A 24,775-nucleotide genomic window follows, 5' to 3' on the forward strand; every position below is an offset into this window, starting at 1 on the left:
CCCGACCTCTAATCTTAGGAATCTATTCATCTAACATCACACAATATCATGACGTTGATCAAATCAATCTCCGGCATACGAGGCACGATAGGCGGTATGGCCGATGAGGGATTAAATCCTATCAGCATAGCCCAATTCACAGCTGCCTATGCCCATTTCATCAAAAAGTTAACCAAAACCAAACGCCCCTGTATCGTAGTCGGCAGGGATGCTCGCCCGTCCGGACTCATGGTCAAGAATGTCGTTTTCGGCACTCTCATGGGAATGGGATGCGATGTGGTCGATATAGATTTGGCCACGACTCCCACTACCGAGATGGCCGTCACGGGCTGTGGCGCCGATGGCGGTATCATCATCACAGCCAGCCACAATCCCGTACAGTGGAATGCGCTGAAGCTCTTAGGCCCTTCCGGCGAATTTCTCAATGATGCAGAAGGGAAAGAGATTCTTCGGATAGCAGAAGCCGGAGAAGCCGAGTTTGCTCCGGTGGAGAAGATGGGGCGCATCGCAGATACGCTGGACTATACACCGGCACATATCAAAGCCGTATTGGCATTGCCGTCAGTCGATGTGGCAGCCATCCGTGCAGCCAAATTCAGGGTAGCTATCGACTGTGTCAATTCCGTAGGCGGAATAGCGATACCGGCTCTATTGACTGCTTTGGGAGTGGAGCACGTCTTCCCTCTATACTGCACACCGGACGGACAGTTTCCTCACAATCCGGAACCCTTGCCGCAGAATCTGACCGAAATATGCAAGGTAGTCAAGGAGAAGAAAGCCAATGTGGGTTTCGTGGTCGATCCCGATGTGGATCGCTTGGCTATCGTAGATGAGAACGGAGAGTTTTTCGGAGAAGAATATACTCTCGTAGCCATAGCCGATTATCTGTTGGGACTCAACGGTGGCGGCAATACGGTATCGAACCTCAGCTCCACTCGTGCCCTTCGCGATGTAACGGCCCGACATGGTGGAAAATACGAAGCAGCAGCCGTCGGAGAGGTGAACGTGGTGACGAAGATGAAAGAAATCGGCGCCCTCATCGGAGGAGAAGGCAATGGCGGAGTAATCCTTCCGGAGCTTCATTATGGACGCGATGCATTGGTGGGAATAGCCCTATTCCTCACACATATGGCCAAGCGCAAGGAGGCGGTGAGCCGCATTCGAGCCGAATACCCTGCATACTTTATGAGTAAGCAGCGAGTGGACACCCCTGCAGGTACCGATACGCAGCGTCTGCTTCAGACCATGTTCGAAAGGTATAAGAACGAACAGATCAGTACCGTGGACGGCGTGAAGATCGACTTTCCCGACAGCTGGGTACATATGCGCAGGAGCAATACCGAGCCGATCGTCAGGATCTACACCGAAGCCCGTACGGAAAAGGAAGCACAGGACTTGGCCGATCGTTTCCGTTCGGAGGTAGAACGAGAATTGTAAGCCGGCTCCTTCAGAATCAAGACAACAGCTTAACAGATCATTCATTGGCAAGAAAGAAAAAAGAGCTTCCCCTCATTACAGGGGTGGAAATAACGGATCTGGCGGCAGAGGGCAATGCTCTCTGCCGCATTGATGATATGGTGATGTTCGTGCCTTTCGCTGCACCGGGCGACCGTTGCACGGTTCAGGTGGTAAAGAAAAAGCGCAACTTCATGCAGGGACGAATCGTCTCGATCGAAAGCCCCTCACCGATCAGGAAAGGACCTTTCTGTACGCACTTCACCGTCTGCGGCGGATGCAAATGGCAGCATATTCCATACGAGATACAGCTCCGAGCCAAGGAGCAGCAGGTGACCGATGCACTCGTGCGTCTGGGTAAGGTGGAGGTGGAGGAGATGCAGCCGATCCTCGGATCGGAGCAGACGGAGTACTACCGCAATAAGCTCGAATTTACATTCAGCAACAAACGTTGGCTACTGCCCGAAGAGGTACGGGAAGTCGATGGCGACTTCTCTCCCGAGGTGCGATACGGACTTGGATTCCATATCCCCGGCATGTTCGACAAGGTATTGGACATTCGCGAATGCCACTTGGGGGCTAAGGTATCGGACGAAATACGTCTCTTCATCCGCGAATATTGCATGCAGGATCCGGAGCGTTATCCTTTCTTCGACCTGAGAAATCAGGAAGGCCTGATGCGAACGCTGATGATCCGGACTACATCCACAGGAGAGCTGATGGTAGTCGTGGTCTTCTTTCGCGACGATGTTGCTGCTCGAGAAGCTCTGCTTGCGGCCGTGGCGGAACGTTTCCCTCAGATCACCTCGCTCCTCTACGTGATCAATACCAAGTGCAACGACACGATAGGCGATCAGGAAGTGCTCCTGTACCATGGCAGGGAATACATTGAGGAGGAGATGGAAGGACTGAAGTTCAAGATCGGGGCTAAGTCTTTCTACCAGACCAATAGCCGGCAGGCCTACCAACTCTATCGGATAGCGCGCGAATTTGCCGGTCTCACAGGGGACGAACTGGTTTACGACCTCTATACCGGCACGGGGACGATTGCCAACTTCGTAGCCGGACAAGCCCATCGGGTAATCGGTATCGAATACGTACCCGAAGCCATTGAGGATGCCCGCACGAACAGCCTACTGAATGGAATAGAGAATACCCTCTTCTATGCAGGAGATATGAAAGACATCCTGACCAACGACTTCATCGAACAGCATGGACGTCCGGACGTCGTCATTACGGATCCGCCCCGAGCCGGCATGCACGAGAGTGTGATCGATGCCATCCTCTTTGCTGCACCCAAGAGGATAGTCTATGTCAGCTGCAATCCTGCCACACAAGCCCGCGATTTGGCTCTGCTGATGGCAGATGGCAGATACCGAGCCGTAAAATCCCGTCCGGTGGATATGTTTCCCCACACCCACCACGTAGAGAATGTGGTACTCCTCGTTCGAAATACCGAATAGAGGCTCCGTGAAGTCCTCCGACCCGGAAATATCGGGCCGACGGACTTGATACTATAAACCCTTCCGACTTTATACTTAAAAACCCAATGGAGAGATCTGACAAATCCTTGGGTAGATCGAGAAAAAACTACTAGTGGTTTCAGCAAAATCTACTAGTAGTTTCACTCGAAACCACTAGTAGTTTCGGGCAGATCTACTAGTGGATTTTTCTAAGGACCAAAAAGAAACTTGCCGGAGGATAATTTGCCCCACCTCCGAGCAAGGATAACAATCGGGGCATACTACTATAATGAGACCTTTGCAAAATAAGGAGGTGGAGTAAAGAGGAGTTCTTGGCATAAAAGGAGCGAGTGAAAGAGGTGGCAGTAAGGAGTGAAAGTAGTTGTAAATCCCCCCTTTGAGGAGCTACTTGTACGAGCTCCTCAAGGGTGGTTATGCCTTATCCTACGGATGAGGACATAATTATCCCCGGCGTTCTGTATAAATTAAAGGCGATGCTTTCAAGAATGTTTTGAGTATGGGTCTTGGCAAGTCCCCGGTATCGACATCGTCCGCCATGAAACCACCGCCGAATACTGCCAAAGGTGCGTTCGATGGTGCTCCGTATCGGACCGATTGCTTTGTTTCCTTGCTTCTCTTCCTCGGTCAATGCCCTGTTGCGTTGTGCCTTGTGCATAATGCCGTCTTGAAGGTGATGGGTTTGCAGGTAGGAACGATTTTCCCCGCAAGCATATCCTTTGTCCGCCAAGACGGCTGTGCCTTGAGGTATGTTTGCACCCTGCAATAGCGGAATAAACTCCTTCGTGTCACTGCGGTTCGCTGCTGTCGTTATCACCTTTTGAACAATGCCTTGAACATTGGCCGGACAATGCTTTTTGTATCCGTAGTGATAACGCTTTTGTTTGTACACCCAACGGGCTTCTTCATCCGTCCCTTTACGCCGGCGGACAACCTGTTTTTGATAATCCTCCTCTGCCTCTTTTTCCGCCTCGCTCCGATTGTCTTCTCTGTCGTCTGCGACTTCAATCGTAATGCTTCCGTTGGGTTTATGCGGCGTCTCCACAAGGCTTGCATCCACAAGCACCCCTTCCCTGACCGAAATGTGATGGCGCGAAAGTTGTTTGTTAAACTGCGCCAATAGTTTGTCCATGAGACCCAACTCTGTCAGTGCCGAACGAAATCGACTGATGGTGCTGTGGTCGGGAGATACCTCTTCCATCTTCAGTCCCAAGAATCGGGAAAAGGTGATTGAATCATTGATGCGCTCCTCCAGAGCACAATCACTGAGGTTGTACCATGTCTCCAAAAGCAACATCTTGAATAAGAGAATCACGTCATAAGCCGGGGCGCCGATGGCATTTTGTCGCTTCGTGTATTTCTTGTTGATCAGCGTCCTGATCGGACGCCAATCGATAAGCGTGTCAACCTGATTGAGGAAGTCGTTTTGTGCTTTGCGATAACGCTTTGAAAGGAGTGCGTCTGCAAATGTTACATGCTCATCGGTATTCTTGGATTGGTATGCCATGGGAGGAATATTATGCTGTTTTTAATGCTCAAATATACAAAATAACTCCCTATTATACAATGAATTAACAAACAAAATACACACCAATCGCCGTGCAAAGGTCTCATAATATGGCAGATAAGTCTATACAATTTTCTTTGACCGAGCGTAATCTTCTCGGTAAGGATGGCAAGCGGCACAAGATGCAAGTCGCAGTGCCGACGGGTCGCAAGCGGATCGGATTCCGCAGTTTCTGTGCACGCGTGGCCAAGTCCACCACTTTCAACGAGCAGGAAGTGGCAGCAGTATTGAACTACGCTACCGGAATCGCCAAAGACATCGTTTCGGAAGGCGACATCGTCGAGTTCGGAGACCTCGGCACTCTCAGCCCTACCTTCAAGAGCAAAGCAGTGCCGCTAAACGAGAAATTCCGTGCTCAAGAGCACATCCTCGCACCGGCAGTCCGTCTCACGCCCTCGAAGAAGTACTTCACCCTCATGAATGTCACCTTCGAGCAGATCAAGCCTAAGAAGGAAAACACAGAAAATCCTCCCTCCGACACGGGCGGTTCCACGCCCTCCGCTCCCGAACAGGGCGGTGGTAGTGGCGGTTTGTAATCCGTCATCGCTCAAATTCATTAGCAGAGAAGGCCCCGCGCCTTCTCTGTTATTAAAGATCGAGAAAAAACTACTAGTACTAAAGGTGTTTTCTCTGAAAAGTGTCGCGGGAATTTTGGCGCATAAACCAGTCCGATATGAAATGGCGTATGTTGCATTTTGCCCCACATCGCTCATCGGAAAATGGAACCTATGACCAATCCGGCTTTAATTGCTCTCTTTTTTGTTCTTTTGTGCAGAAACAAGGTTGTAGGACGATGATACAGCTAACTACCCCCGTTGAGAATCCGGTAATAAGAGAGAGGTTGATCTCTTATGCCAATAAGCTCTTTTTCGTTGGTTCCTGTTTCAGTTTGGAAGTTGGTTCCTATATGCGTCAAGCCGGATTTCGCACAGAGATCAATCCTTTTGGGATCATGTACAATCCCCTGTCTATTGCCGGATGTATCGGCCGATTGCTCGATCCTGTACCTTATCAGGCAGAAGAGTTGTTCGAATACGACGGTTTATTTCATAGTTTCGATCATCACGGAGCTTTTTCTCATGCAAAAAAAGAAGAAACCCTGCAGCATCTCAATGACAGCCTACATGCCGGTCACGAGGCTTTGCTTCGTTCCGACAGGCTTTTCTTTACGTGGGGGACGGCCTTCGTCTACAACTATGTCAGTGCCAATAAGGTAGTGGCTAATTGTCATAAACTGCCCGAACGCCTCTTTCGCAGGCAGATGGTCGGCATTGACGACTTACTGGCCGTCTGGATCCCTCTCATAGAGCGACTGCTGAGTTCTTCTCCCGATCGTAAAATCATTCTTACGGTCAGCCCCGTACGTCATCTTCGCGATGGAGCTGTAGGAAATCAGCAAAGCAAAGCCACTCTTGTCCTTTTCTGTAAGGCATTGACAGAGCGTTTCCCCGAACATCTTTATTATTTCCCTGCCTATGAGATAATGATGGACGAACTGCGTGACTATCGCTACTATGCAGACGATATGACTCATCCATCCTCTTTGGCTGTTTCGATCATACGCGAACGCTTTGCCGATATTTTCGTGGAAAAGGATCATCGAGAGGCTATGGATGCCTGTCTCAAACTCCGACGCCGCATGGCACACAGGCCTTTACATCCTGACAGCCCTGATGCTATGCTCTTTGAAGCGCAAACGCAGACACTCGTCAGTGCATTGCTGCGTAAGTATCCGGATTTAGTTTTAGACGATATTGCGGGCGAAATGGTGGAATCTTAGTATTCCAAAGTCACTTTGATAGAATATTTTCGACCATGTTTCTTTTCTCCGAACTATGCAGACGTTTATCCCCTGATGCGGTAAGAATCGTTAGCGATCACCGGATCGTCCATTTGCTTACCGATAGCCGTACGCTGTCCGAACCTGCTACTACTCTCTTCTTCGCCTTACGCACCACATCGGGCGATGGCCATTTGTATATTCGAGATCTATATGATAAAGGAGTAAGGAGTTTTGTCATTTCGGATCCCTCCAAAGATTTGATGGAGAAAATGCCGCAAGCGAATTGGATGCGCGTGGCTCATCCGTTGGACGCTCTACAACGGATAGCCGCACTAAGGCGTTCTATGTTCGATATTCCTGTGATAGGAATTACCGGAAGCAATGGCAAGACAATCGTCAAAGAGTTCCTTTATCAGTTATTGCGCAAGGACTATCGCATTGTCCGCTCGCCCCGAAGCTATAACTCGCAGATCGGAGTACCTCTTTCCGTATGGCAAATGGCGGAGGAACACACTCTCGGTATATTTGAAGCCGGCATATCGCAAATGGGGGAAATGGAACGTTTGGAGAGCATAATATGCCCCTCGTATGGTATCATTACGAATATAGGAGGTGCTCATCAGGAGAATTTCCCGGATATAAAAACGAAACTGGAGGAAAAGCTTCGCTTGTTCCCCCATTGTCATACTATTGTCTATAACGGCGACTGCGAAGAGATAGCTGCTGCTATCTCTTTCTGCGGTTTGGCAAGAGCCGGAGTTTCATGGAGCCGGACGAAGCCCGAAGCTCATTTGTATGTGTGCAGATTGGAATCGAAAGATAATCGCACCGAGATTGATTTTCGGTGTCTCGGCAAAGATTATTCTCTTGTGCTACCATTCACAGATGCTGCTTCCATAGAAGATATCATCCATTGCATCACGCTGATTTCTGTACTGTGTCCGGAGGTCTTATCTGCTCGAAAGCGGTTTGCGAGTTTAGAGCCTGTAGAAATGCGAATGGAGGTTAAGGCCGGAGATCATGGCAATACGATCATCAATGACGTTTACAGTAATGATGTCTATTCGCTTACGCTGGCCTTGGATTTCCAACGAAGACGTACTGCCGAAACATGCCTAAAGAAAGTGTTGATACTGTCCGACATCTTGCAAAGCGGAATGCCTCCCGAAGAATTGTACAGACATGTGGCAGGACAATTACAAGTCTATGCTCTTGACTTTTTCGTCGGCATCGGAGAGGAAATAGCCTCGCATCGCACTTGTTTTGCCGGCATGTCTGCCGTTTTTTTCAAAGATGTTGCTGCATTCTTGACATCCGGTGAGATAGAGCGCTTCTCCAACAGCTGTATTCTGCTCAAAGGTGCACGCAAGTATCGCTTCGAACAGATTACGGAGCGACTTGTACAACAGGTGCACGAAACTGCGCTAAGGATCAATCTGTCAGCTATCATCCACAATCTTAATTTCTATCGGAATTTAGTTCCATCAGGCACCAAAACCATCTGCATGGTCAAGGCTCAGGGCTATGGCGTAGGCTCTTACGAACTTGTCAAAACCCTGCAGGAGCATCGTGTGGATTATATAGCTGTAGCCGTAGCGGACGAAGGCAAAGAACTAAGAGAGCGAGGTATCAGTATGCCTATCGTGGTCATGAACCCCCAAAGGAATGCCTTTCAGACACTCATAGACTACGGATTAGAGCCTGAGATTTATAGCTTTGCCCTTCTCGCTTCTTTTTCGGAAACGGTCGTACGCAACGGCCTCGTGGGCTATCCTGTTCATATCAAAATCGACACGGGAATGCACCGGCTTGGTTTTTTACCGTCTGATATGACACGACTCGGTGAGATTCTTGCCAAAGATGCCGGACTGAGCATTCGCTCTGTATTTACTCATCTTGCAGGTGCCGACGATCCTGATTTGGATGATTTTACGCGATCTCAACTGCTGTCTTTCGATGCTGCTTTCGCCTCTCTCTCCTCTTTATTAGGCTATATACCTCTCCGTCATGTATTGAATACGGCAGGGGTAGAGCGTTTTGCCGACTACCATGCCGACATGATTCGTCTTGGCATCGGCTTGTATGGAGTAACGGCATCCGGCGTACAAGGATTGAGACCGGTAGCCACCCTGATGACTACAATTTTGCAGATCAAGGATATTTCTTCGAGCGATACGGTCGGATATGGACGTAAAGGACGGGTACAACAACCATCTCGAATAGCTATTATACCTATCGGTTATGCCGATGGCTTGGATAGACGTTTGAGTTGTGGAGTAGGAGAAGTACTTGTGCGTGGACATCGCTGTCCTATAGTAGGGAATGTCTGTATGGATATCTGTATGATAGATGTTACCGGTATGCCGGCAGAAGAGGGAGACCCTGTCGTTGTATTCGGAGAAGAACTCCCGATCGAAGAAGTTGCCCATAAGATGAATACTATCCCCTATGAGGTGCTCACGGGTATCTCGCCTCGTGTTCGCAGAGTTTATTTCCAAGAGTAGTATACATCTTTTTTATTTTCCACTCCTTTACTCTGTGATAATATAGTATGAAGATGAATATTTCTACGTATATATACGTAGAAAAATACAGAGGAACTCGTAGAGAATCTCTTTAAATACCTCTTACCTTTGCGATAGATAAAAACAGAGATGCTGTTTTAGGAAAATATCTTTACTTATTCCTCAATAGTGTTTTTATTTGTAATGGGTGCGCGCGGGATTGCTTATATAAGCAATCCCGTTTTATTAAGGATTTTGTTTATCTGTGAAGAACGCCCCATTTCTTATGTTTTGTTCAGGGGATAAATTACTCTGCCTTACGAAGTAATAACAACACCTTTTTTCCATCTGCCATTGTCGTACCCATCAGTGTCTTTTCCCCACCGTCTGCCATCTTGCTGCGCTGCCTCAGCTCGATCGGAGAAAGAGGAAAGTTGCGACAGCTGATGGAAGCCCGTGGCACTACCTTACCAAGCTGTTTGAGTACGGAAGTGGAAAAAGGAATAATTTCTTCCAGAACAAAGGTACGCCCGGGGAAAGCTGATTCATATGCTTCCGACGTGTATAGATGGCTGTTGGGATGCAGTTTACGTAAACCAAGGCGGTAGGCTACGGTCTTGAAGGCCCCTGCTTTGAACAACGCGGTATGCGGCTCATATACGTACTTGTCGATCGAATCGGCATACGGAACCGAGATGCTTCTCTCTTCTTCCATTGTAAAGATGAAAGGTATTACGGTATCTTCCGAAAGAAGATTGACTGCATGGATCGGTACTTTTTCGGGAGGAATAGTAGCTTCGTTTAAGGACATTCTGACCAATAATTCTTTTACCTCTCCGTGGGCGGCCACTACATGCAGCTCTTGTACGTGCGGAAGAGACTGAAGCGTGTCCCACAGGTCGATCATAGGAGACAGTTTGGCCAAGATACTGCTACAGAACGGCAGCAATTCGGCAGCCAATGGGATGAGATCCGGCTCGCAGTCGGCTATGGCATAGACGCGCTTATCCGCTCCTGACCTTCTGGCGGGATCCACGTAGATATAGTCGGAGTGAAAAGTCTTTATCAGCGGTAAATACTCTTTGAAATCCCCTGTTAGGATATTTAGATCTTTCCCTTCGTTGAGTAATAGCGGTATGTTGTGCCGTGCTGCAACAGCCGTTTCATCATTTCGCTCGATATATATGCCTTGGGATGCTTTGGACATCAAGGCTATGAAATCGATGCCGAGTCCGCCGGTCAGATCCACCACTTTAGTCCCTTCTCTTATGAAACGGCTTTTGTACGAACTCGTGACAGCTCCGGAGGATTGCTCCAAAGAGAGCCGTGAAGGAATATACAGAGAACTGATACCGGGCCATTGAGGCAGCTTGTTCCTCAGACGAGGCCAAAGTTCTATCTGGGTAGCCACTGCAGCCCGGTACTCCGGAGGAATATCATTGCTCCCCAACAGAATTCTGTCGGGTGATTGATTGGCATAGAGCTTAGCCCATCGCGTAATGGCGAGAATCTCTTTTTCGTCGAATAGCATCGTCCGTACGTAATATACTGAAAGAGGGAACCCTTCGAATGGATTCCCTCAGAGACTATGTGACCGCGACAGGATTCAAACCTGTAACCGGCTGATCCGTAGTCAGCTACTCTATTCAGTTGAGCTACGCGGCCATCGCAAAAGCCTGAAACAATAGAAGGAGAAAAAGTGACCGCGACAGGATTCAAACCTGTAACCGGCTGATCCGTAGTCAGCTACTCTATTCAGTTGAGCTACGCGGCCGTTCTTTTTTCTTTGTTTCGGGTGCAAATATAGTGGTTTTATCAATAGATGCAACATCCCGAACGGTTTTTTCCCTTTTTGCCGGTGTAAGTTTCTATTTCTTGGGAGGCTTTTGCTTCATGCTTTCGGAGGCGATACGGACAGATCCATGGCGAAGGAGGAGGGTGCGGGCATCTTCGTAGGAGAGGTCGAACTCACTCATCAGCATGCGCGTGCCCCGATCGATCAGCTTGTTGTTGCTGAGTTGCATATTGACCATGCGATTGCCCTTTACCCGCCCGAGACGAATCATTATGGAAGTGCTGATCATATTCAGGATCATTTTCTGCGCCGTACCGGATTTCATCCGTGAGCTACCCGTCACGTATTCCGGGCCTACTATCACTTCAATGGGATAATCCGCTTCGGCAGCCAGCGGAGATCCGATATTGCTACAGATACATCCCGTCAGGATTCCATGTCTGCGCGCTTCTCGCAAGGCTCCGATCACATAGGGTGTAGTCCCCGATGCCGCTATACCGATGACCGTATCGGAGGAGTTCACTCCGTGGCTCAAAAGTTCTTCCCAGCCGCGCTCGGTGTTGTCTTCCGCTTTCTCTACCGGATTACGCAGGGCACGATCCCCTCCGGCGATCAGCCCGATGACGAATGTGGGGGGCATACCGAATGTGGGAGGGATCTCCGAAGCATCCAAGACGCCCAAGCGGCCGCTGGTGCCGGCTCCCATGTAGAAGAGTCGCCCACCCTGCTCCATGCGTGGTACGATTTGTTCGACCAGTCGTTCGATCATCGGAATAGTCCGGCTGACGGCTTCGGCCACTTTCCTGTCCTCGCGGTTGATGTCTTCGAGGATCTCTCTGGTCGACTTTTCTTCCAGTCGGTCGTACAGGGAAGGCTGTTCGGTAATCTTTTCAAACATGATCGTTGCAGTGATATTGTATAAGTCCCTCCATCGGACTTTGCAGTACCGATCCGAGCGTTAAGCCTCTTTTTTTGATGATGCTACTCAACACTTCCCGATAATGAAAGGCTACAGAGCCGATGAAGTGGAGGGGGAGATCAGGACGATTGTATCGGAGCACGTTGCGCACAAGAAAGTCGTCGAAACTATTCTGTACAAGGCTATATACAGCCGGAATGTCCATATGCTGCAAAATGAAAGGGGAGAATCCGGCCAAGAAGCGATTGGGGAAAGGCTTTCGATAGACACTCTCGATAATATCGGCAGACGTCAGGCCATACTCCTGCAGGAAAGCTTCGCACAGCCCCTCCGGCATCTGCCCCTTGAGAAGGCTGCCGATGAACAGTCGTCCCAATACGGCTCCGCTCCCTTCATCTCCGAGGATATAGCCCAGTGGGGAAACGTTGGCTTTGATCTCCCGACCATCGAACAGACAGGAATTGGAGCCCGTACCCAATATGCAGGCTATCCCCTCGGAATCGCCACAGAGAGCACGGGCTGCACCGAGCATATCGCCGGCGACTTCGATGTGGTCACAGTGGGGCAGCATACTGTCCAAGGCTTCATATAGCATAGGGGCTTTGGCCGGTGTACACCCTGCACCGTAGAAATATACAGCTCGGATAGAGGAGGCTTTTTGGCCTATGGTCGGCAGGACTTCCGAACGCAGGGCAGTGTCTATTTCGTTCCTATCCTGCTGAAAGGGATTGATACCTGACATTTGGAATCGTCCGAGGTCTTTTCCTTCGGCGGCTATGCACCAATCCGTCTTGGTGGAACCGCTGTCTCCAATCAGAATCATGATCGTATTTCTTTTTTCCGGCTCAACAATGCCAGACCTATGGCGGTAAAGAAGGCATTGAAGATGAGGAGTTCGTAACTGAATTTATAGCCGCCGAACCATTGCTCCGAATGGCTCTGGAGAATGTAGCAGAGCACCGGAGCGACAAGGGCTGCCAGAGGGACGTATCTGTCCCGTACTGCCCTTTTGGTGGCGATGCCGAAGAAAAACAGTCCCAATATCGGCCCATAAGTGTAACTGGCCAGTACGTAGACGGCATCGATGACGCTCGTGTTGCTTACCATATTAAAGAAGTATATGACCAGCCCCATGACGACAGCCATGCCGATGTGCACGCGATGGCGTATACGAGCCGATTGCTCTTCGCTTCGGTGGCTGTGTGCTTGGAGGATGTCCAGCGTGAACGAAGTAGTCAGAGCCGTCAGGGCCGAACCGGCTGCAGAGAAAGCCGACGACACCAGTCCCAATATAAACAGGATGCCTACAACAGGCGGAAAATAGCTGCCCGTGGCCAAGAGAGGGAATAGCTCATCGCTTTTGGACGGATGCGGGATGCCGTGGCTGTCGGCATAGGTATAGAGCAGGGTACCGAGCATGAGGAAGAGTGCTATGATGAAGAATTGCATCACGCCGCCGGTGAGGACATTCTTCTGCGAATCGCGGTAGTTCTTGCAGCTCAGATTGCGCTGCATCATGTCCTGATCCAACCCCGTCATAGCTATTACGGTGAATACGCCTGCCAGAAACTGCTTGAAGAAATAGCGTTTGTCGTTCACGTCATCGAAGAAAAACATACGGGAGTAGTCGCTCCCGCCGATAAGGTCGGCCACCCCTCCCCATTTGTCGCCCAAGTCGGCGGAAATATAGGCGATGCAGAGTACGACCGAGACGATGAGGCAGAGGGTCTTGAACGAATCGGTCCAGATCAGCGATTTCACTCCGCCCTTGAACGTATATAGCCAGACGAAGAGCATCGTCAGGCACACATTGGCCATAAAAGGCCATCCGAACGGTTCGAATACGATCAGTTGGAGCGTCAGGCATACGAGAAAAAGCCGGACAGCCGCACCGAGCATCTTGGAGATGAAGAAAAACCATGCCCCCGTCTTGTAGGACGAGAATCCGAACCGCTCTTGCAAGTAGCCGTAAATGGACATCAGATTCATCCGGTAGAAGAGAGGGATCAGTACGAAGGCAATAATCAGTTGTCCGGTCACAAAGCCCAGTACCATCTGCAGGTAGGAGAATCCGCTGCCGGCCACCATGCCCGGCACGGATACGAAGGTTACTCCCGATATACCGGAGCCGATCATGGCAAAAGCCACCATGTACCACGGGGATTTGCGATTGCCCACAAAGAAGCCGGCATTATCCGCTTTGCGGCCCGTGACAAAGGAAATACCGAAAAGGAAGACGAAATAGACGATAACGGTCAGAATAGCTACGAGAGGACTCATATCAAATCATTGAGACGTTAGGAACAGTATTTTCTTAAACTCTCTGCAAAGCTACGGAAATACGGCAAGCACCATATATTATTATGTCTATTCATCAATTGATCAAACAGAGGGAGATTCTTACAGATATGATATAATGAGAAATTAGTCGGCTGATCTCTCGGAAACTGACGACTGATTCTTCAAAAACTGACGACTGTTTTCTTAGAAACTGACGACTGTTTTCTTAGAAACTGACGACTGTTTTTCCGAAAACTGACGACCGTTTTTTATACCTTTGTCTTATCAATCAGAAAAAATACACGACGGAGGCTAAAGCTCCCGACCTCTACACGGCACAAAACCAACTGCGGAGCAACCTTTTGAAACTATGGCAAACAAACCTTTGGCTTATGTGCTATCAGAGCGCAAGGCAAATTTCGGAAAGCTGGCAGGCAAGACTGTCATTCAGGCACGCCCCACAGGGCGCAAGCGTGTGGACCACCGCAGTTTCTGCGACGAAGTAGGTCGGGCGACGACATTCACCGGCGCAGAGGTGGAGGCTGTGCTTCGCCTTGCTGCCGAAATTGCGAAACGGCATGTGGAAAATGGCGACATCGTTGAGTTCGGCGACATCGGCACGCTCACGCCCTCGTTCAAGAGCGTCCTTGTGGTGAAAGGTCAAGAGCGGTTCAATGCCAATGTACACATCACCAAACCTATCGTTCGCCTCTCGCCCTCACGCAAGTACTTCACTCTCACGGGCGTAACCTACGAGCGCGTGGAAGCATCCGCAAAGAAAAAGAAGACAACGAAGCCGTCAGGTGGCGACGGTACGGAAAATCCGTAGGCTTCTCAAACTGAAAAGGCCGAGGTATTTACCCACGGTCTTTTCCGTATCTGCAACGTATCCCAATTATGTACCTTAGCGGCATGAAACAAATACCCTTGGCCGAGAGAATGCGTCCAAAAACGCTGGCCGACTATGTGGGGCAGCAGCATCTGATCGGATCGGGGGCTGTGCTCCGGCAGATGATCGAGCAGGGACAGACGCCATCCATGATCCTGTGGGGGCCTCCCGGAGTAGGCAAGACTACGCTGGCCGAAATCATTGCACATGAAGTGGATGCACCTTTCTATACATTGAGTGCGGTCAGCTCCGGTGTGAAGGAAGTGCGGGAAGTAATAGCCGACATCGAATCCAATCGTGGCAATCTGTTCGACAAAGGAGGACGCGCCATCCTCTTCATCGACGAGATACACCGTTTCAGCAAGAGTCAGCAGGATTCTCTTCTGGCAGCAGTAGAGCGGGGAATAGTGACGCTGATCGGTGCCACGACCGAAAATCCGAGTTTCGAAGTAATACGTCCGCTCCTATCGCGCTGTCAGGTCTATGTGCTCAAACCCCAAAGTGATGAGGATCTGCTGCTACTGGCACACAGAGCTATCGATCGGGACGAACTGCTGGCTGCCAAGCATCCTGTACTGGAGGAGACGGAAGCTCTGCTTCTCTATGCCGGAGGCGATGCGCGAAAGCTGCTGAACATCCTTGACCTTCTGGCCACAAGCGAAGTGGAAGACCGGCTCGTCATTACCAACGAAAAGATACGTCAGCGCTTGCAAGAAAACCCCGCTGCTTTCGACAAGGGAGGCGAACTCCACTATGATATAGCATCCGCCTTTATCAAAAGTATTCGGGGCAGTGATCCCGACGCGGCTATTTACTGGCTGGCGCGCCTTATAGATGGTGGGGAGGAACCCTCATTCATCGCTCGCAGGCTGATCATATCGGCTTCGGAAGACATCGGCCTGGCTAATCCGAATGCCATGCTCATCGCCATGGCCTGTGCCGAGGCTTTAGACCGAATCGGCTGGCCTGAAGGCCGTATTCCATTGGCCGAGGCTACCATTTATTTGGCTACTTCGGAGAAGAGCAATTCAGCTTATTTGGCCATCGACTCCGCTCTCGAATATGTCCGTCAATCAGGTAATCTTCCCGTGCCCCTACACCTGCGTAATGCCCCTACCCGTCTGATGGCCGACCTTGACTATGGCAAGGGTTACAAATACTCGCATGATTTTCCGGAACACTTCGTCTCACAGCAATATCTGCCCGACAAAGCTGCTAACACCTCTTTCTGGACACCTCAAATGCACACAGTGCATGAAGCCAAGCTGGGAGAACGGATGAAGCGATGGTGGAAGAGGGAAAAATCCCAAAAGGATACAGCAGAATAATGACTCTTCATTCTGTACCGTCTCTATGCCGACAGATATTTTCTCCTTCAAACGATTCGACATCGACCAGACAGGTTGTGCCATGCGCGTGGGTACCGACGGCGTCCTGCTGGGAGCATGGGCCGGAGAGGATCCAGCCGGAAGTATTCCGCAGCATTGCCTGGACATAGGTACGGGCACAGGGCTGATTGCCTTAATGTTGGCACAGCGATTCCCACAGGCCCGGGTGCAGGGAATAGAAATAGATCCTATCGCTGCCGAATGTGCTCGCGCAAACGCCGCTGCCTCTCCTTTTTCCGATCGAATAGTGATCGCTTCGGGAGACATTTTGGATTCATCGCTCGAAAGCCTTATCGGAAATCAACGTTTCGATCTGATCGTCTCGAATCCGCCTTTCTTCAAGTCTTCCCTGCATGCCCCCGACAGACAGCGCACCATGGCACGACATGAAGAAACCCTGCCGTTGGAAAAACTGATATGCCGTGCCTCCGAATTACTCTCTCCACAAGGGCGATTGGCACTCATTACGCCCCGCGACCGGCTGAAGGATTTACGTCTGTATGCAGCTACCTATCGTTTGGTTTCATCTCGCCTGACGGAAGTGCGTACCCTACCCCATAAAGAACCTAAACGCATCCTAAGCGAATGGCGACCTGCCGATACTGCTATCGACCGATCGCCATTCACCGATACCCTCATCATACATCCTGCCACAGGCTACTATTCACCTGAGTACGTGCGCCTGACAGAGCCTTTCTATACGACTTCTTTCCGCATCCTCGCTGTAGGATAACCGAGCTGCTCCCGATACTTGGCAACGGTACGACGAGCCAGTCGATAACCGTTTTCGGCCAAAACTTCAGCCAACTCGGTATCATTCAGGGGAGATCTCTTATCCTCGGAGTCGATGGCTTCGGCAAGCACTCGTTTGACCTCACGTGTGGATACTTCCTCTCCCTTATCGTTGACAGTGCCATCACTGAAAAAGTGCTTCAGCGAGAAGATTCCGAAGTCGGTCTGTACATATTTGCTATTGCTCACCCGAGAGATCGTACTGACATCGTAACCCGTCGGATCAGCCACATCTTTCAGAATCATAGGCTTCAGATCGGCAAGTTCTCCACTTCGGAAGTAAGCATCCTGTAGCCGTACTATGGCCTCCATCGTCCGCTGTAGCGTTTCCCGACGCTGACGAAGGGCTTCGATGAACCATTGAGCTTGATCCACTTTCTGCTTGACGAAAAGAAGTGTTTGTTTGCGTTCGCGTGAGCGGTTTTTAGCAGAGCTTTGATAATCCTGCATCATCTCCTGATAGACCGGACTGACGCGCAAGGGCTGAATATCACGACCACGAGTAAGCGACACGACCAGATCGTCCCCCATGCGCTCGACGATGAAATCGGGATGTACCCTGTTCATGGTTGCTTCGGCGTCATCTCCCCATCCGTTAGCGGGTTTGGGATTGAGCTGCATGATCAGTTCGAAGGCCTCTTTCATTTCCGAATCGGAAAGGGATGCTCCCTCCTGCAACTGCTCGAACCGTTTGGAGACAAAGTCGTCATAATGGTTCGTAAGAATATGGAGGGCTGTCTGCCGAGCTGTCGTATCCGGCAATCGTTTCAATTGGAGTAGCAAACACTCTTTGAGGTCTCTGGCACAGATACCGGGGGGATCGAGGCTTTGCACCAATCCTATCACTTCTTCTACTTCCTTTTTGTCCGCCTCGATACCGGCACGGAAAGCGAGATCGTCCAGAATCTCCTCCAAATCACGATGCAGGTAGCCATCTTCTTCTATGTTACCAATGATATAAGGAGCAAGTTGTTGCTGTCGATCCGTCAGAGGCAGGAACTTCAACTGTTCGACCAAACGATCGTTGAGCGAAGGTACAGCCGCAGAAAAAGGTATTTCTTCTCGTCGGCTGTTACGATCCTGTATTTCACGCAATTTGTATTCAGGAATATCTTCCTCGGTACGGTAATCACCCAATGAGAGGTCGGAGGTGTCGTCCCCCATAAGATTGTCTTCGGTTCCATCCGCACTACCGGCCACCTCCTCATCGTACGCTCCTTCTTCCAAAGCAGGGTTGGCCTCCAGTTCTTTCTGTATCCTCTCTTCTAACTCAATGGCCGGAAGCTCCAAGAGTTTGATTTGCTGGATCTGTTGTACAGAGAGATTTTGTTGCTGCCTTTGAGCAAGGGTTTGCTTCAACATAAAGGAATTATCTTTTCGAGGTGGATGCCGTGCGATCCTTTGAGCAAGATGAGGGAATCGTGAATGGAATGAGCTTTCAAATACTCTTCGAGCACAGCATTGTCAGCAAATCCCGTTGCACCACCGGGAAAGCTGTCTGCCAAAGCCGTGAGGCAAGGCCCGCATAGCAATATTTGCCGGTAGCGGCCGGTATTTATACGTTCCAGAAGAGCCATATGCTCACGCTTGCTCTCCGCGCCCAGTTCGTTCATGTCGCCGAGGATAAGCACAAGAGGCTTATCGGTATGCAGGGAATCGAAATTGTCGAGTGCAGCGCGCATGCTCACCGGATTGGCATTATAGGCATCTACAATCAGGGAATTGCCTCGCTCCGTCTCGATCCATTGCGACCGATTATTACTCGGTTTGTAAGTAGCAAGAGCCGATACGATGGCTTCATCGGGGACATCGAAAAAGCGTCCTGCCGTTATGGCAGCCAAAGCGTTCGGCAGATTGTAATCGCCCACAAGATTGGTACAAACCTGCTGTTCGTTCGATGAGTCGAATAAATCGAGACAAAGATAAGGTGTGTTGTTTGCAACTATTAGTCCTCGAACCGTGGCATCTGCCGAGGTACCGTAAGAGACCGATTGCAGCCCCTGCGACATATCGATGAGGGTATCATCATCGAAATTCAGAAAGAGGATACCCCCCTCTGCTCGAATGAAATCATAAAGCTCCTCCTTGGTACGCCTTACCCCTTCCAGAGAGCCGAAGCCCTGTAAATGTGCCCGGCCGATATTGGTAATCAGTCCAAAGTTAGGACGAGCAATACGTGTCAGCTCGGCGATGTCTCCAGGCTTATTGGCTCCCATCTCGATAATAGCTATCCGGTGTTCGGCTTTGAGCCTCAACAAAGTCAAAGGCACTCCTATATGGTTATTGAGATTGCCCTCCGTATAGAGTACAGGATAAGTAGTGGAAAGGACAGCAGCCATTAGCTCTTTTGTCGTGGTTTTGCCATTCGTCCCCGTGATACCTATAACCGGTGTGCCGAGACTCTTGCGATGAAAAGCAGCCAGCTGCTGGAGAGCTGTCAGCACATCATCCACAAGGAGATAGCGTTCGTCACGAACGACTGAAGGATCGTCCACCACAGCCAAGGCGCATCCTTTCTCCAAGGCAGAGGAGGCAAACCGATTGCCATCGAACAGCTCGCCCTTGAGAGCGAAGAAAATACTGTCGGGAGGTGTTTGGCGGCTGTCGGTAGTCACCATAGGATGAGCCAGATAGGCTGCATATAATTGTTCGATTGTCATTTCGACTGCAAATTTGAATTTGTCTTGAGTAGCGTAGGCTGCTACTCCCGCTTGATCTGTCCGAACAAATGTACAGCAATTCTTGGTTGCATCCCATACGAACAATGTTTGCTACAGAGTGAATACAAGTGCGATTGTTGTATATACATATATTTACCGTTACTTTGCAATCGTAAAAAATATAGAGCATTGGAAAACAATATGTACGTCGAAGTATTAAAATCCAAAATACACCGCGTAACCATTACGGAGGCCAACCTCAACTATGTGGGTAGCATCACCATCGATGAAGATCTGATGGATGCTGCCAACATCATCGCCGGAGAGAAAGTCCAAATCGTGGACAACAACAACGGAGCACGCTTGGAGACCTATACCATACCGGGCAAAAGAGGTTCGGGGGTAATCTGTCTCAATGGAGCAGCTGCCCGCATCGTTCATCCGGGCGACATCATCATCATCATGGCATATGCCTGGATGCCGATGGAGGAAGCCAAGGTGTTCAAGCCTGCTGTAGTATTTCCCGATACTGCAACGAACAAGATAATCCTGAAGTAATCACAGCAATATAATCTCTCCTCCTCCCCGACCATGAATCGGATCGCGAGAGGAGAGACGCAAGCTATCATTTCCTATGTTTGAAAATCTGAGCGAACGGCTCGACCGTTCTTTTAAACTCCTCAAAGGTGAGGGGAGAATTACCGAGATCAATGTAGCCGAAACTCTCAAAGATGTACGTCGTGCTCTTTTGGATGCCGACGTGAACTATGTCGTTGCCAAGCAGTTTACGGACTTGGTGAAGGAAAAAGCCATTGGCCAAAACGTGCTGACCTCCGTCCGTCCGGGCGAACTGATGGTGAAGATTGTTCATGACGAATTGGCTGCTCTGATGGGCGGACATTCTGTGGATATTAATCTCAAAGGCAGTCCGGCAGTAATCCTGATGTCCGGATTGCAAGGTTCGGGTAAGACCACCTTCTCCGGCAAACTGGCCAATATGCTCAAGTCCAAGCAGGGCAAACGACCTCTGCTCGTTGCCTGCGACGTGTATCGCCCTGCGGCTATCCAGCAGCTGATGATCCTCGGCGAACAGCTCGGGGTACCCGTCTACAGCGAACCGGACAGCAAAAAGCCGGTCGAGATAGCCCGACACGCCATAGCCGAAGCCAAGACCAAGGGGAACGACGTTGTCATCATCGACACCGCGGGTCGTTTGGCCATCGACGAAGAAATGATGCGCGAGATAGAGGCCATCAAGGCTGCCATTCAGCCGAACGAAGTCCTTTTCGTGGTGGACTCGATGACCGGTCAGGACGCCGTAAATACAGCCAAGGAGTTCAATACACGCTTGGATTTCGACGGTGTTGTCCTTACCAAGCTCGATGGAGACACCCGGGGCGGTGCCGCCCTCTCGATCCGTTCGATCGTAAACAAGCCCATCAAGTTCGTCGGTACGGGAGAGAAGATGGAAGCAATCGATGCTTTTCACCCCGAACGTATGGCCGACCGTATCCTTGGCATGGGGGACATCGTATCGCTTGTGGAGCGTGCTCAGGAGCAATACGACGAACGGGAAGCTCGCAAACTGGAGGAGAAAATAGCCAAGAATCAGTTTGACTTCAATGACTTCCTTGCCCAGATACATCAGATCAAAAAGATGGGTAACCTCAAAGAGCTTGCATCCATGATCCCGGGAGTGGGAAAGGCTATCAAGGATATCGACATAGATGATGATGCCTTCAAGAGCATCGAGGCTATCATATATTCCATGACGCCCCATGAGCGCACCCATCCCTCTATCCTCAACGGACAGCGTCGCAAGCGAATAGCAATGGGTAGCGGCACTTCCATACAAGATGTCAATAAGTTGATCACGCAGTTCGACCAGACGCGTAAGATGATGAAGACCATACAGGGATTCAAAGGCGGCAAAATGCCGAAGATGCCGCGCATGCCGAAGATGAAGAGATGAAAAAGATACCGGCCACAAAGAGTTCTTCGGACAGCCGGAGTGAGTGCAAGGTGAGCGTGTATCGGCACTGCTGACGGAAGAGCGAAGAACAATGTTGAGATCAAAGCGGTTGTCTAATATATGGAAACGACATACAAACTTCTCGACGGGAAAAAGATTTCCGGCGAAATAAAACAAGAGATTGCAGCCAAAGTAAACGAGCTGCTGGAGAAAGGTGGTCGCCGTCCGCATTTGGCGGGCGTGCTCGTAGGTCATGATGGCGGTAGCGAGACCTATATGGCCAGCAAGGTAAAAGCTTGCGAAGAGGTGGGCTTCACCTCCTCGCTCATTCGCTACGAAGACGATGTGACGGAGGAGGAATTGCTGGCCTGCGTGCATCGCCTGAATCAGGATCCGACGGTAGATGGCTTCATCGTACAGCTCCCCCTCCCGAAGCATATCGACGAGCAGAAAATCATCGAAGCAGTAGACCCGCGCAAGGATGTGGACGGATTTCATCCCATCAACGTAGGCCGTCTGAGCATCGGTTTGCCCGGTTTCGTCTCGGCCACACCGAAGGGAATAGTGGAACTGCTTCGTCGCTACAATATCCCTACCAGAGGCAAGCATTGCGTAGTATTGGGACGCAGCAATATCGTAGGCAAGCCTGTATCGCAGCTTCTGCTCCAAAAGGGAGAGCCGGGCGACTGCACCATCACTATCTGCCATAGCCGTACCCCTAACATCAAAGAGGTATGTCTGACGGCCGACATTATTATTGCAGCTTTGGGGCAGCCCGAATTCCTGACAGCCGATATGGTAAAGCCCGGAGCTGTGGTAGTGGACGTAGGTACCACGCTCGTACCGGACTCGACACGCAAAAGCGGTTTCCGTCTGACGGGCGACGTCAAATTCGATGAAGTGGCCCCCAAGTGCTCGTACATCACTCCCGTACCGGGTGGAGTAGGTCCGATGACCATCGTATCGCTCATGTCCAATACCCTTCTGGCAAGTAAAGGATTGTACCGGTAAACCCTCCTTCCCTTATTTGCCAACGACCTTATCGAAGAGGCCCGTCATCAATATCGGTTCGTCCGGTATGATGATCGGCCTCTTTTCTTATTGACAGTGTGTCATCATGCGCAAATTGCTGCGTTGCTTGCGGCATTCGTTTCTTAGCGCCTTGTACTTTACGTATTCTTACCCACCTAAAATGGGGTATGCCAAAACCGAATTTTGACACAGCCCCTTCCTGCCGATACTTTCAAGAATCGCTTCGTATCCTTTCCCGTTAGGAGGTAAAGGCGTACTTTCGCAGCACGCTATGGATGCTACAACGCAAAAGACCGGCCACTACGGGGCATTGCTCCTCCTCGGGCTACCCATTATCATCGGCCAACTGGGAATCATCTTCGTCAGCTTTGCCGATAATATCATGGTCGGGCAGCACTCTACGGCAGAGTTGGCCGCAGCCTCCTTTGTGAACAACATATTAGGCCTGCTCCTCATCCTCGGTATCGGCTTTGCATACGGGCTGACGCCGCTGGTGGCATCGGCCGAACACAGAGGGCAGTACTTCAAAGCCGGCATCCTGCTCCGGCACAGCCTCCGCCTCAATATAGCGATCGGACTCTTTCTCGCAGGTGTGGCAGCCGTGATGGTTCCCCTGTTCGATACATTCAACCTCCCACCCTCGCTCCGCCCTCTCGCCATCCCCTATTATTGGGTACAGGTGGGAGGCCTCTTCCTCGTAACGGTATTCAATGCCTTCAAGCAATTCTATGACGGCATGAGCGATACGCGCACCCCGATGTATATTACCATATCGGGCAATCTCTTCAATATCGGGCTGAACTACCTGCTGATATTCGGCAAAGGCGGTCTCCCCGAAATGGGACTCCTCGGTGCGGGCTATGCCACCCTGTTGAGCCGCCTGCTGATGCTCGTCACCATCGTCCTTTTCCTCTATCGCAGACCCTCATGGACAGCGATCCGCCACGCCTTCTGCCGGCAGATGCATATCCGTCGCGCCTACCGCCGCCTATTCTCCGTCGGACTCCCCGTTGCCGTCCAGATGGGACTCGAATCGGCCTCTTTCACCATCGCCGTCCTTTTTGTCGGGCGACTCGGCGATCAGGCTCTGGCAGCACACCAGATCGTCTGCGTCATCACCACGCTCGGCTACCTCGTCTATTACGGGCTTGGTGCTGCCACCACCATCCGCATCAGTCACTTCAAGCTGCACGGCAAACCCGACGAAGTCCGCCGCGTAGCCGCCACTGCCTACCGAATGGCCGCTTTGACTGCCTGCGTTGTGGTTGTACTGCTTTTGCTCACACGGCACAGCTTTTCCTTCCTCTTCACGCCCGACGAAGAGGTGGCGCACATCGTTGCCCTTACGTTGATCCCCGTTGTCGTCTACCAATTCGGAGATGCCCTCCAAGCCATCTATTCCAATGCTCTGCGAGGAATGGAGCGCGTTCGTTTTCTGGCTCCGGCAGCAGCTTTCTGCCACGTATTGCTGGCACCGATACTCTCCTATTTGCTGGGATTCGTATTCATATCGGGCAATACGCCCATGCAGTTGGCCGGTATCTGGTCGGCCTTTCCCATCAGCCTGACACTGCTCGGCATCCTCTTCTACAGCTACTTCCGGAAGGTAACCCGATAAACTCCGCAGAGGAAAGCCCTTGTTCGTCTTTCGGGGAAACAATCCTTTTTCCGATCGCCCCCCTCCATTTGCTCCATGACGGCTGTACGGAAAGTGAAAAACTACAGACGAAGCCGACCGATATTGCCATCCCTTTGCTTTCTCCTCTGTCGATAAAGTGAAATTCATTTCCTGAAAAAAACATGATAAATACGGAGAGAATAATATAGTCTTACATGAGAGGATACTATGGTCTCACATGAGAGGATACTATGGTCTCATACGAGAGGATACTATGGTCTCATATGAGAGGATACTATGGTCTCACATGAGAGGATACTATGGTCTCACATGAGAGGATACTATGGTCTCATACGAGAGGATACTATGGTCTCACATGAGAGGATACTATGGTCTCATATGAGAGGATACTATGGTCTCATACGAGAGGATACTATGGTCTCACATGAGAGGATACTATGGTCTCATACGAGAGGATACTATGGTCTCATATGAGAGGATACTATCCTCTCTATATAGACCCCTTAGGGATGTACTCGAAGATACCCCTTGAAACACAAAAAAGGCTCCTCCGGGAAGTGGCAAGCCACCTGCCCGAAGGAGCCTTGAAAGAATAAGAGGAATAAGGCAGCCGGAGGCT

The 24,775-nt window shown here is 50.5% G+C and carries 19 protein-coding genes and 2 tRNA genes; 12 read left to right on the forward strand and 9 right to left on the reverse strand.

Features of this window, described 5'->3' with window-relative positions; genetic code table 11:
• Window positions 1-48: 48 nt before the first annotated feature.
• Both glmM and rlmD read left to right on the forward strand, forming a co-directional pair.
• Window positions 49-1,437, forward strand: a complete 1,389-nt coding sequence (glmM, locus tag PGN_RS05705; protein ID WP_012458089.1) for a phosphoglucosamine mutase — start codon at window positions 49-51, stop codon at window positions 1,435-1,437.
• A gap of 44 nt (window positions 1,438-1,481) precedes the next feature.
• The gene (gene rlmD / locus PGN_RS05710; protein WP_012458090.1) at window positions 1,482-2,918 is read left to right on the forward strand and encodes a 23S rRNA (uracil(1939)-C(5))-methyltransferase RlmD; all 1,437 of its coding nucleotides are present in this window, start codon (window positions 1,482-1,484) and stop codon (window positions 2,916-2,918) included.
• Between the two features lie 439 nt (window positions 2,919-3,357).
• Here rlmD and PGN_RS05715 read toward each other — a convergent pair whose 3' ends face one another.
• Window positions 3,358-4,443, reverse strand: a complete 1,086-nt coding sequence (locus PGN_RS05715) for an IS5-like element ISPg8 family transposase (protein ID WP_012457613.1) — start codon at window positions 4,441-4,443, stop codon at window positions 3,358-3,360.
• A gap of 110 nt (window positions 4,444-4,553) precedes the next feature.
• Here PGN_RS05715 and PGN_RS05720 point away from each other — a divergent pair, with 110 nt between their 5' ends.
• The 3 genes from PGN_RS05720 (at window position 4,554) to PGN_RS05730 (ending at window position 8,790) form a co-directional block, all read left to right on the forward strand.
• Window positions 4,554-5,039: a histidinol phosphate phosphatase gene (locus PGN_RS05720; RefSeq protein ID WP_012458091.1), complete on the forward strand. Its 486-nt coding sequence runs from the start codon at window positions 4,554-4,556 to the stop codon at window positions 5,037-5,039.
• Window positions 5,040-5,296: 257 nt separating this feature from the next.
• Window positions 5,297-6,283, forward strand: a complete 987-nt coding sequence (locus PGN_RS05725; RefSeq protein ID WP_039417156.1) for a GSCFA domain-containing protein — start codon at window positions 5,297-5,299, stop codon at window positions 6,281-6,283.
• A gap of 35 nt (window positions 6,284-6,318) precedes the next feature.
• Window positions 6,319-8,790, forward strand: coding sequence for a bifunctional UDP-N-acetylmuramoyl-tripeptide:D-alanyl-D-alanine ligase/alanine racemase (locus tag PGN_RS05730; RefSeq protein ID WP_012458093.1), 2,472 nt, complete (start codon window positions 6,319-6,321; stop codon window positions 8,788-8,790).
• Between the two features lie 307 nt (window positions 8,791-9,097).
• Here PGN_RS05730 and PGN_RS05735 read toward each other — a convergent pair whose 3' ends face one another.
• From PGN_RS05735 to PGN_RS05760, 6 genes are all read right to left on the reverse strand, one after another.
• The gene (locus tag PGN_RS05735) at window positions 9,098-10,321 is read right to left on the reverse strand and encodes a class I SAM-dependent methyltransferase (protein ID WP_012458094.1); all 1,224 of its coding nucleotides are present in this window, start codon (window positions 10,319-10,321) and stop codon (window positions 9,098-9,100) included.
• 60 nt (window positions 10,322-10,381) lie between these two features.
• Window positions 10,382-10,455, reverse strand: a tRNA-Arg gene (locus tag PGN_RS05740).
• A gap of 35 nt (window positions 10,456-10,490) precedes the next feature.
• A tRNA-Arg gene (locus PGN_RS05745) sits at window positions 10,491-10,564 on the reverse strand.
• 94 nt (window positions 10,565-10,658) lie between these two features.
• Complete coding sequence (murQ, locus tag PGN_RS05750; RefSeq protein ID WP_012458095.1) at window positions 10,659-11,483, reverse strand: N-acetylmuramic acid 6-phosphate etherase; 825 nt, start codon at window positions 11,481-11,483, stop codon at window positions 10,659-10,661.
• Complete coding sequence (locus PGN_RS05755) at window positions 11,476-12,327, reverse strand: BadF/BadG/BcrA/BcrD ATPase family protein (protein WP_012458096.1); 852 nt, start codon at window positions 12,325-12,327, stop codon at window positions 11,476-11,478. Before PGN_RS05755 ends, murQ begins: the two co-directional genes overlap by 8 nt.
• Window positions 12,324-13,784 (reverse strand): sodium:solute symporter, encoded by a 1,461-nt coding sequence (locus PGN_RS05760; RefSeq protein ID WP_012458097.1) that lies wholly within the window; start codon window positions 13,782-13,784, stop codon window positions 12,324-12,326. Before PGN_RS05760 ends, PGN_RS05755 begins: the two co-directional genes overlap by 4 nt.
• A gap of 370 nt (window positions 13,785-14,154) precedes the next feature.
• Here PGN_RS05760 and PGN_RS05765 point away from each other — a divergent pair, with 370 nt between their 5' ends.
• The 3 genes from PGN_RS05765 to PGN_RS05775 all read left to right on the forward strand — a co-directional run bounded on the left by PGN_RS05765 (window position 14,155) and on the right by PGN_RS05775 (window position 16,794).
• Window positions 14,155-14,613, forward strand: coding sequence for a histidinol phosphate phosphatase (locus PGN_RS05765; RefSeq protein ID WP_012458098.1), 459 nt, complete (start codon window positions 14,155-14,157; stop codon window positions 14,611-14,613).
• An 83-nt stretch (window positions 14,614-14,696) separates the two neighbouring features.
• Window positions 14,697-16,001, forward strand: a complete 1,305-nt coding sequence (locus PGN_RS05770) for a replication-associated recombination protein A (RefSeq protein WP_010956212.1) — start codon at window positions 14,697-14,699, stop codon at window positions 15,999-16,001.
• A 25-nt stretch (window positions 16,002-16,026) separates the two neighbouring features.
• On the forward strand, window positions 16,027-16,794 hold the full coding sequence (locus tag PGN_RS05775; protein ID WP_039417154.1) for a tRNA1(Val) (adenine(37)-N6)-methyltransferase: 768 nt from the start codon (window positions 16,027-16,029) through the stop codon (window positions 16,792-16,794).
• Here the strand turns inward: PGN_RS05775 and rpoN are convergent.
• Window positions 16,758-18,215: an RNA polymerase factor sigma-54 gene (gene rpoN, locus PGN_RS05780; RefSeq protein WP_012458100.1), complete on the reverse strand. Its 1,458-nt coding sequence runs from the start codon at window positions 18,213-18,215 to the stop codon at window positions 16,758-16,760. The genes PGN_RS05775 and rpoN overlap by 37 nt on opposite strands.
• Window positions 18,209-19,513, reverse strand: a complete 1,305-nt coding sequence (murF, locus tag PGN_RS05785; RefSeq protein ID WP_012458101.1) for a UDP-N-acetylmuramoyl-tripeptide--D-alanyl-D-alanine ligase — start codon at window positions 19,511-19,513, stop codon at window positions 18,209-18,211. The genes rpoN and murF overlap by 7 nt, the downstream gene beginning before the upstream one ends.
• 201 nt (window positions 19,514-19,714) lie before the next feature.
• On the opposite strand from murF, the gene panD reads away from it, so the two are divergent.
• The 4 genes from panD (at window position 19,715) to PGN_RS05805 (ending at window position 24,135) form a co-directional block, all read left to right on the forward strand.
• Window positions 19,715-20,071 carry an aspartate 1-decarboxylase gene (panD, locus tag PGN_RS05790; RefSeq protein ID WP_010956218.1) on the forward strand — a complete coding sequence of 119 codons (357 nt, stop codon included), beginning with the start codon at window positions 19,715-19,717 and terminating at the stop codon, window positions 20,069-20,071.
• A 76-nt stretch (window positions 20,072-20,147) separates the two neighbouring features.
• Window positions 20,148-21,485: a signal recognition particle protein gene (ffh, locus tag PGN_RS05795; RefSeq protein WP_012458102.1), complete on the forward strand. Its 1,338-nt coding sequence runs from the start codon at window positions 20,148-20,150 to the stop codon at window positions 21,483-21,485.
• Between the two features lie 120 nt (window positions 21,486-21,605).
• Window positions 21,606-22,496 carry a bifunctional methylenetetrahydrofolate dehydrogenase/methenyltetrahydrofolate cyclohydrolase FolD gene (gene folD / locus PGN_RS05800; protein WP_012458103.1) on the forward strand — a complete coding sequence of 297 codons (891 nt, stop codon included), beginning with the start codon at window positions 21,606-21,608 and terminating at the stop codon, window positions 22,494-22,496.
• A 292-nt stretch (window positions 22,497-22,788) separates the two neighbouring features.
• Window positions 22,789-24,135: an MATE family efflux transporter gene (locus tag PGN_RS05805; protein WP_012458104.1), complete on the forward strand. Its 1,347-nt coding sequence runs from the start codon at window positions 22,789-22,791 to the stop codon at window positions 24,133-24,135.
• Window positions 24,136-24,775: the final 640 nt, after the last annotated feature.

This window comes from Porphyromonas gingivalis ATCC 33277 (assembly GCF_000010505.1).
In the GTDB taxonomy this organism is placed as follows: domain Bacteria; phylum Bacteroidota; class Bacteroidia; order Bacteroidales; family Porphyromonadaceae; genus Porphyromonas; species Porphyromonas gingivalis.

Excerpts from the sequence above, each read along its gene's own strand:
- glmM (WP_012458089.1), top strand. The coding sequence starts at position 49 with ATGACGTTGATCAAATCAATCTCCGGCATACGAGGCACGATAGGCGGT.
- PGN_RS05715 (WP_012457613.1), bottom strand. The coding sequence starts at position 4,443 with ATGGCATACCAATCCAAGAATACCGATGAGCATGTAACATTTGCAGAC.
- PGN_RS05720 (WP_012458091.1), top strand. The coding sequence starts at position 4,554 with ATGGCAGATAAGTCTATACAATTTTCTTTGACCGAGCGTAATCTTCTC.
- PGN_RS05725 (WP_039417156.1), top strand. The coding sequence starts at position 5,297 with ATGATACAGCTAACTACCCCCGTTGAGAATCCGGTAATAAGAGAGAGG.
- PGN_RS05730 (WP_012458093.1), top strand. The coding sequence starts at position 6,319 with ATGTTTCTTTTCTCCGAACTATGCAGACGTTTATCCCCTGATGCGGTA.
- PGN_RS05735 (WP_012458094.1), bottom strand. The coding sequence starts at position 10,321 with ATGCTATTCGACGAAAAAGAGATTCTCGCCATTACGCGATGGGCTAAG.
- murQ (WP_012458095.1), bottom strand. The coding sequence starts at position 11,483 with ATGTTTGAAAAGATTACCGAACAGCCTTCCCTGTACGACCGACTGGAA.
- PGN_RS05755 (WP_012458096.1), bottom strand. The coding sequence starts at position 12,327 with ATGATTCTGATTGGAGACAGCGGTTCCACCAAGACGGATTGGTGCATA.
- PGN_RS05760 (WP_012458097.1), bottom strand. The coding sequence starts at position 13,784 with ATGAGTCCTCTCGTAGCTATTCTGACCGTTATCGTCTATTTCGTCTTC.
- PGN_RS05765 (WP_012458098.1), top strand. The coding sequence starts at position 14,155 with ATGGCAAACAAACCTTTGGCTTATGTGCTATCAGAGCGCAAGGCAAAT.
- PGN_RS05770 (WP_010956212.1), top strand. The coding sequence starts at position 14,697 with ATGAAACAAATACCCTTGGCCGAGAGAATGCGTCCAAAAACGCTGGCC.
- PGN_RS05775 (WP_039417154.1), top strand. The coding sequence starts at position 16,027 with ATGCCGACAGATATTTTCTCCTTCAAACGATTCGACATCGACCAGACA.
- rpoN (WP_012458100.1), bottom strand. The coding sequence starts at position 18,215 with ATGTTGAAGCAAACCCTTGCTCAAAGGCAGCAACAAAATCTCTCTGTA.
- murF (WP_012458101.1), bottom strand. The coding sequence starts at position 19,513 with ATGACAATCGAACAATTATATGCAGCCTATCTGGCTCATCCTATGGTG.
- panD (WP_010956218.1), top strand. The coding sequence starts at position 19,715 with ATGTACGTCGAAGTATTAAAATCCAAAATACACCGCGTAACCATTACG.
- ffh (WP_012458102.1), top strand. The coding sequence starts at position 20,148 with ATGTTTGAAAATCTGAGCGAACGGCTCGACCGTTCTTTTAAACTCCTC.
- folD (WP_012458103.1), top strand. The coding sequence starts at position 21,606 with ATGGAAACGACATACAAACTTCTCGACGGGAAAAAGATTTCCGGCGAA.
- PGN_RS05805 (WP_012458104.1), top strand. The coding sequence starts at position 22,789 with ATGGATGCTACAACGCAAAAGACCGGCCACTACGGGGCATTGCTCCTC.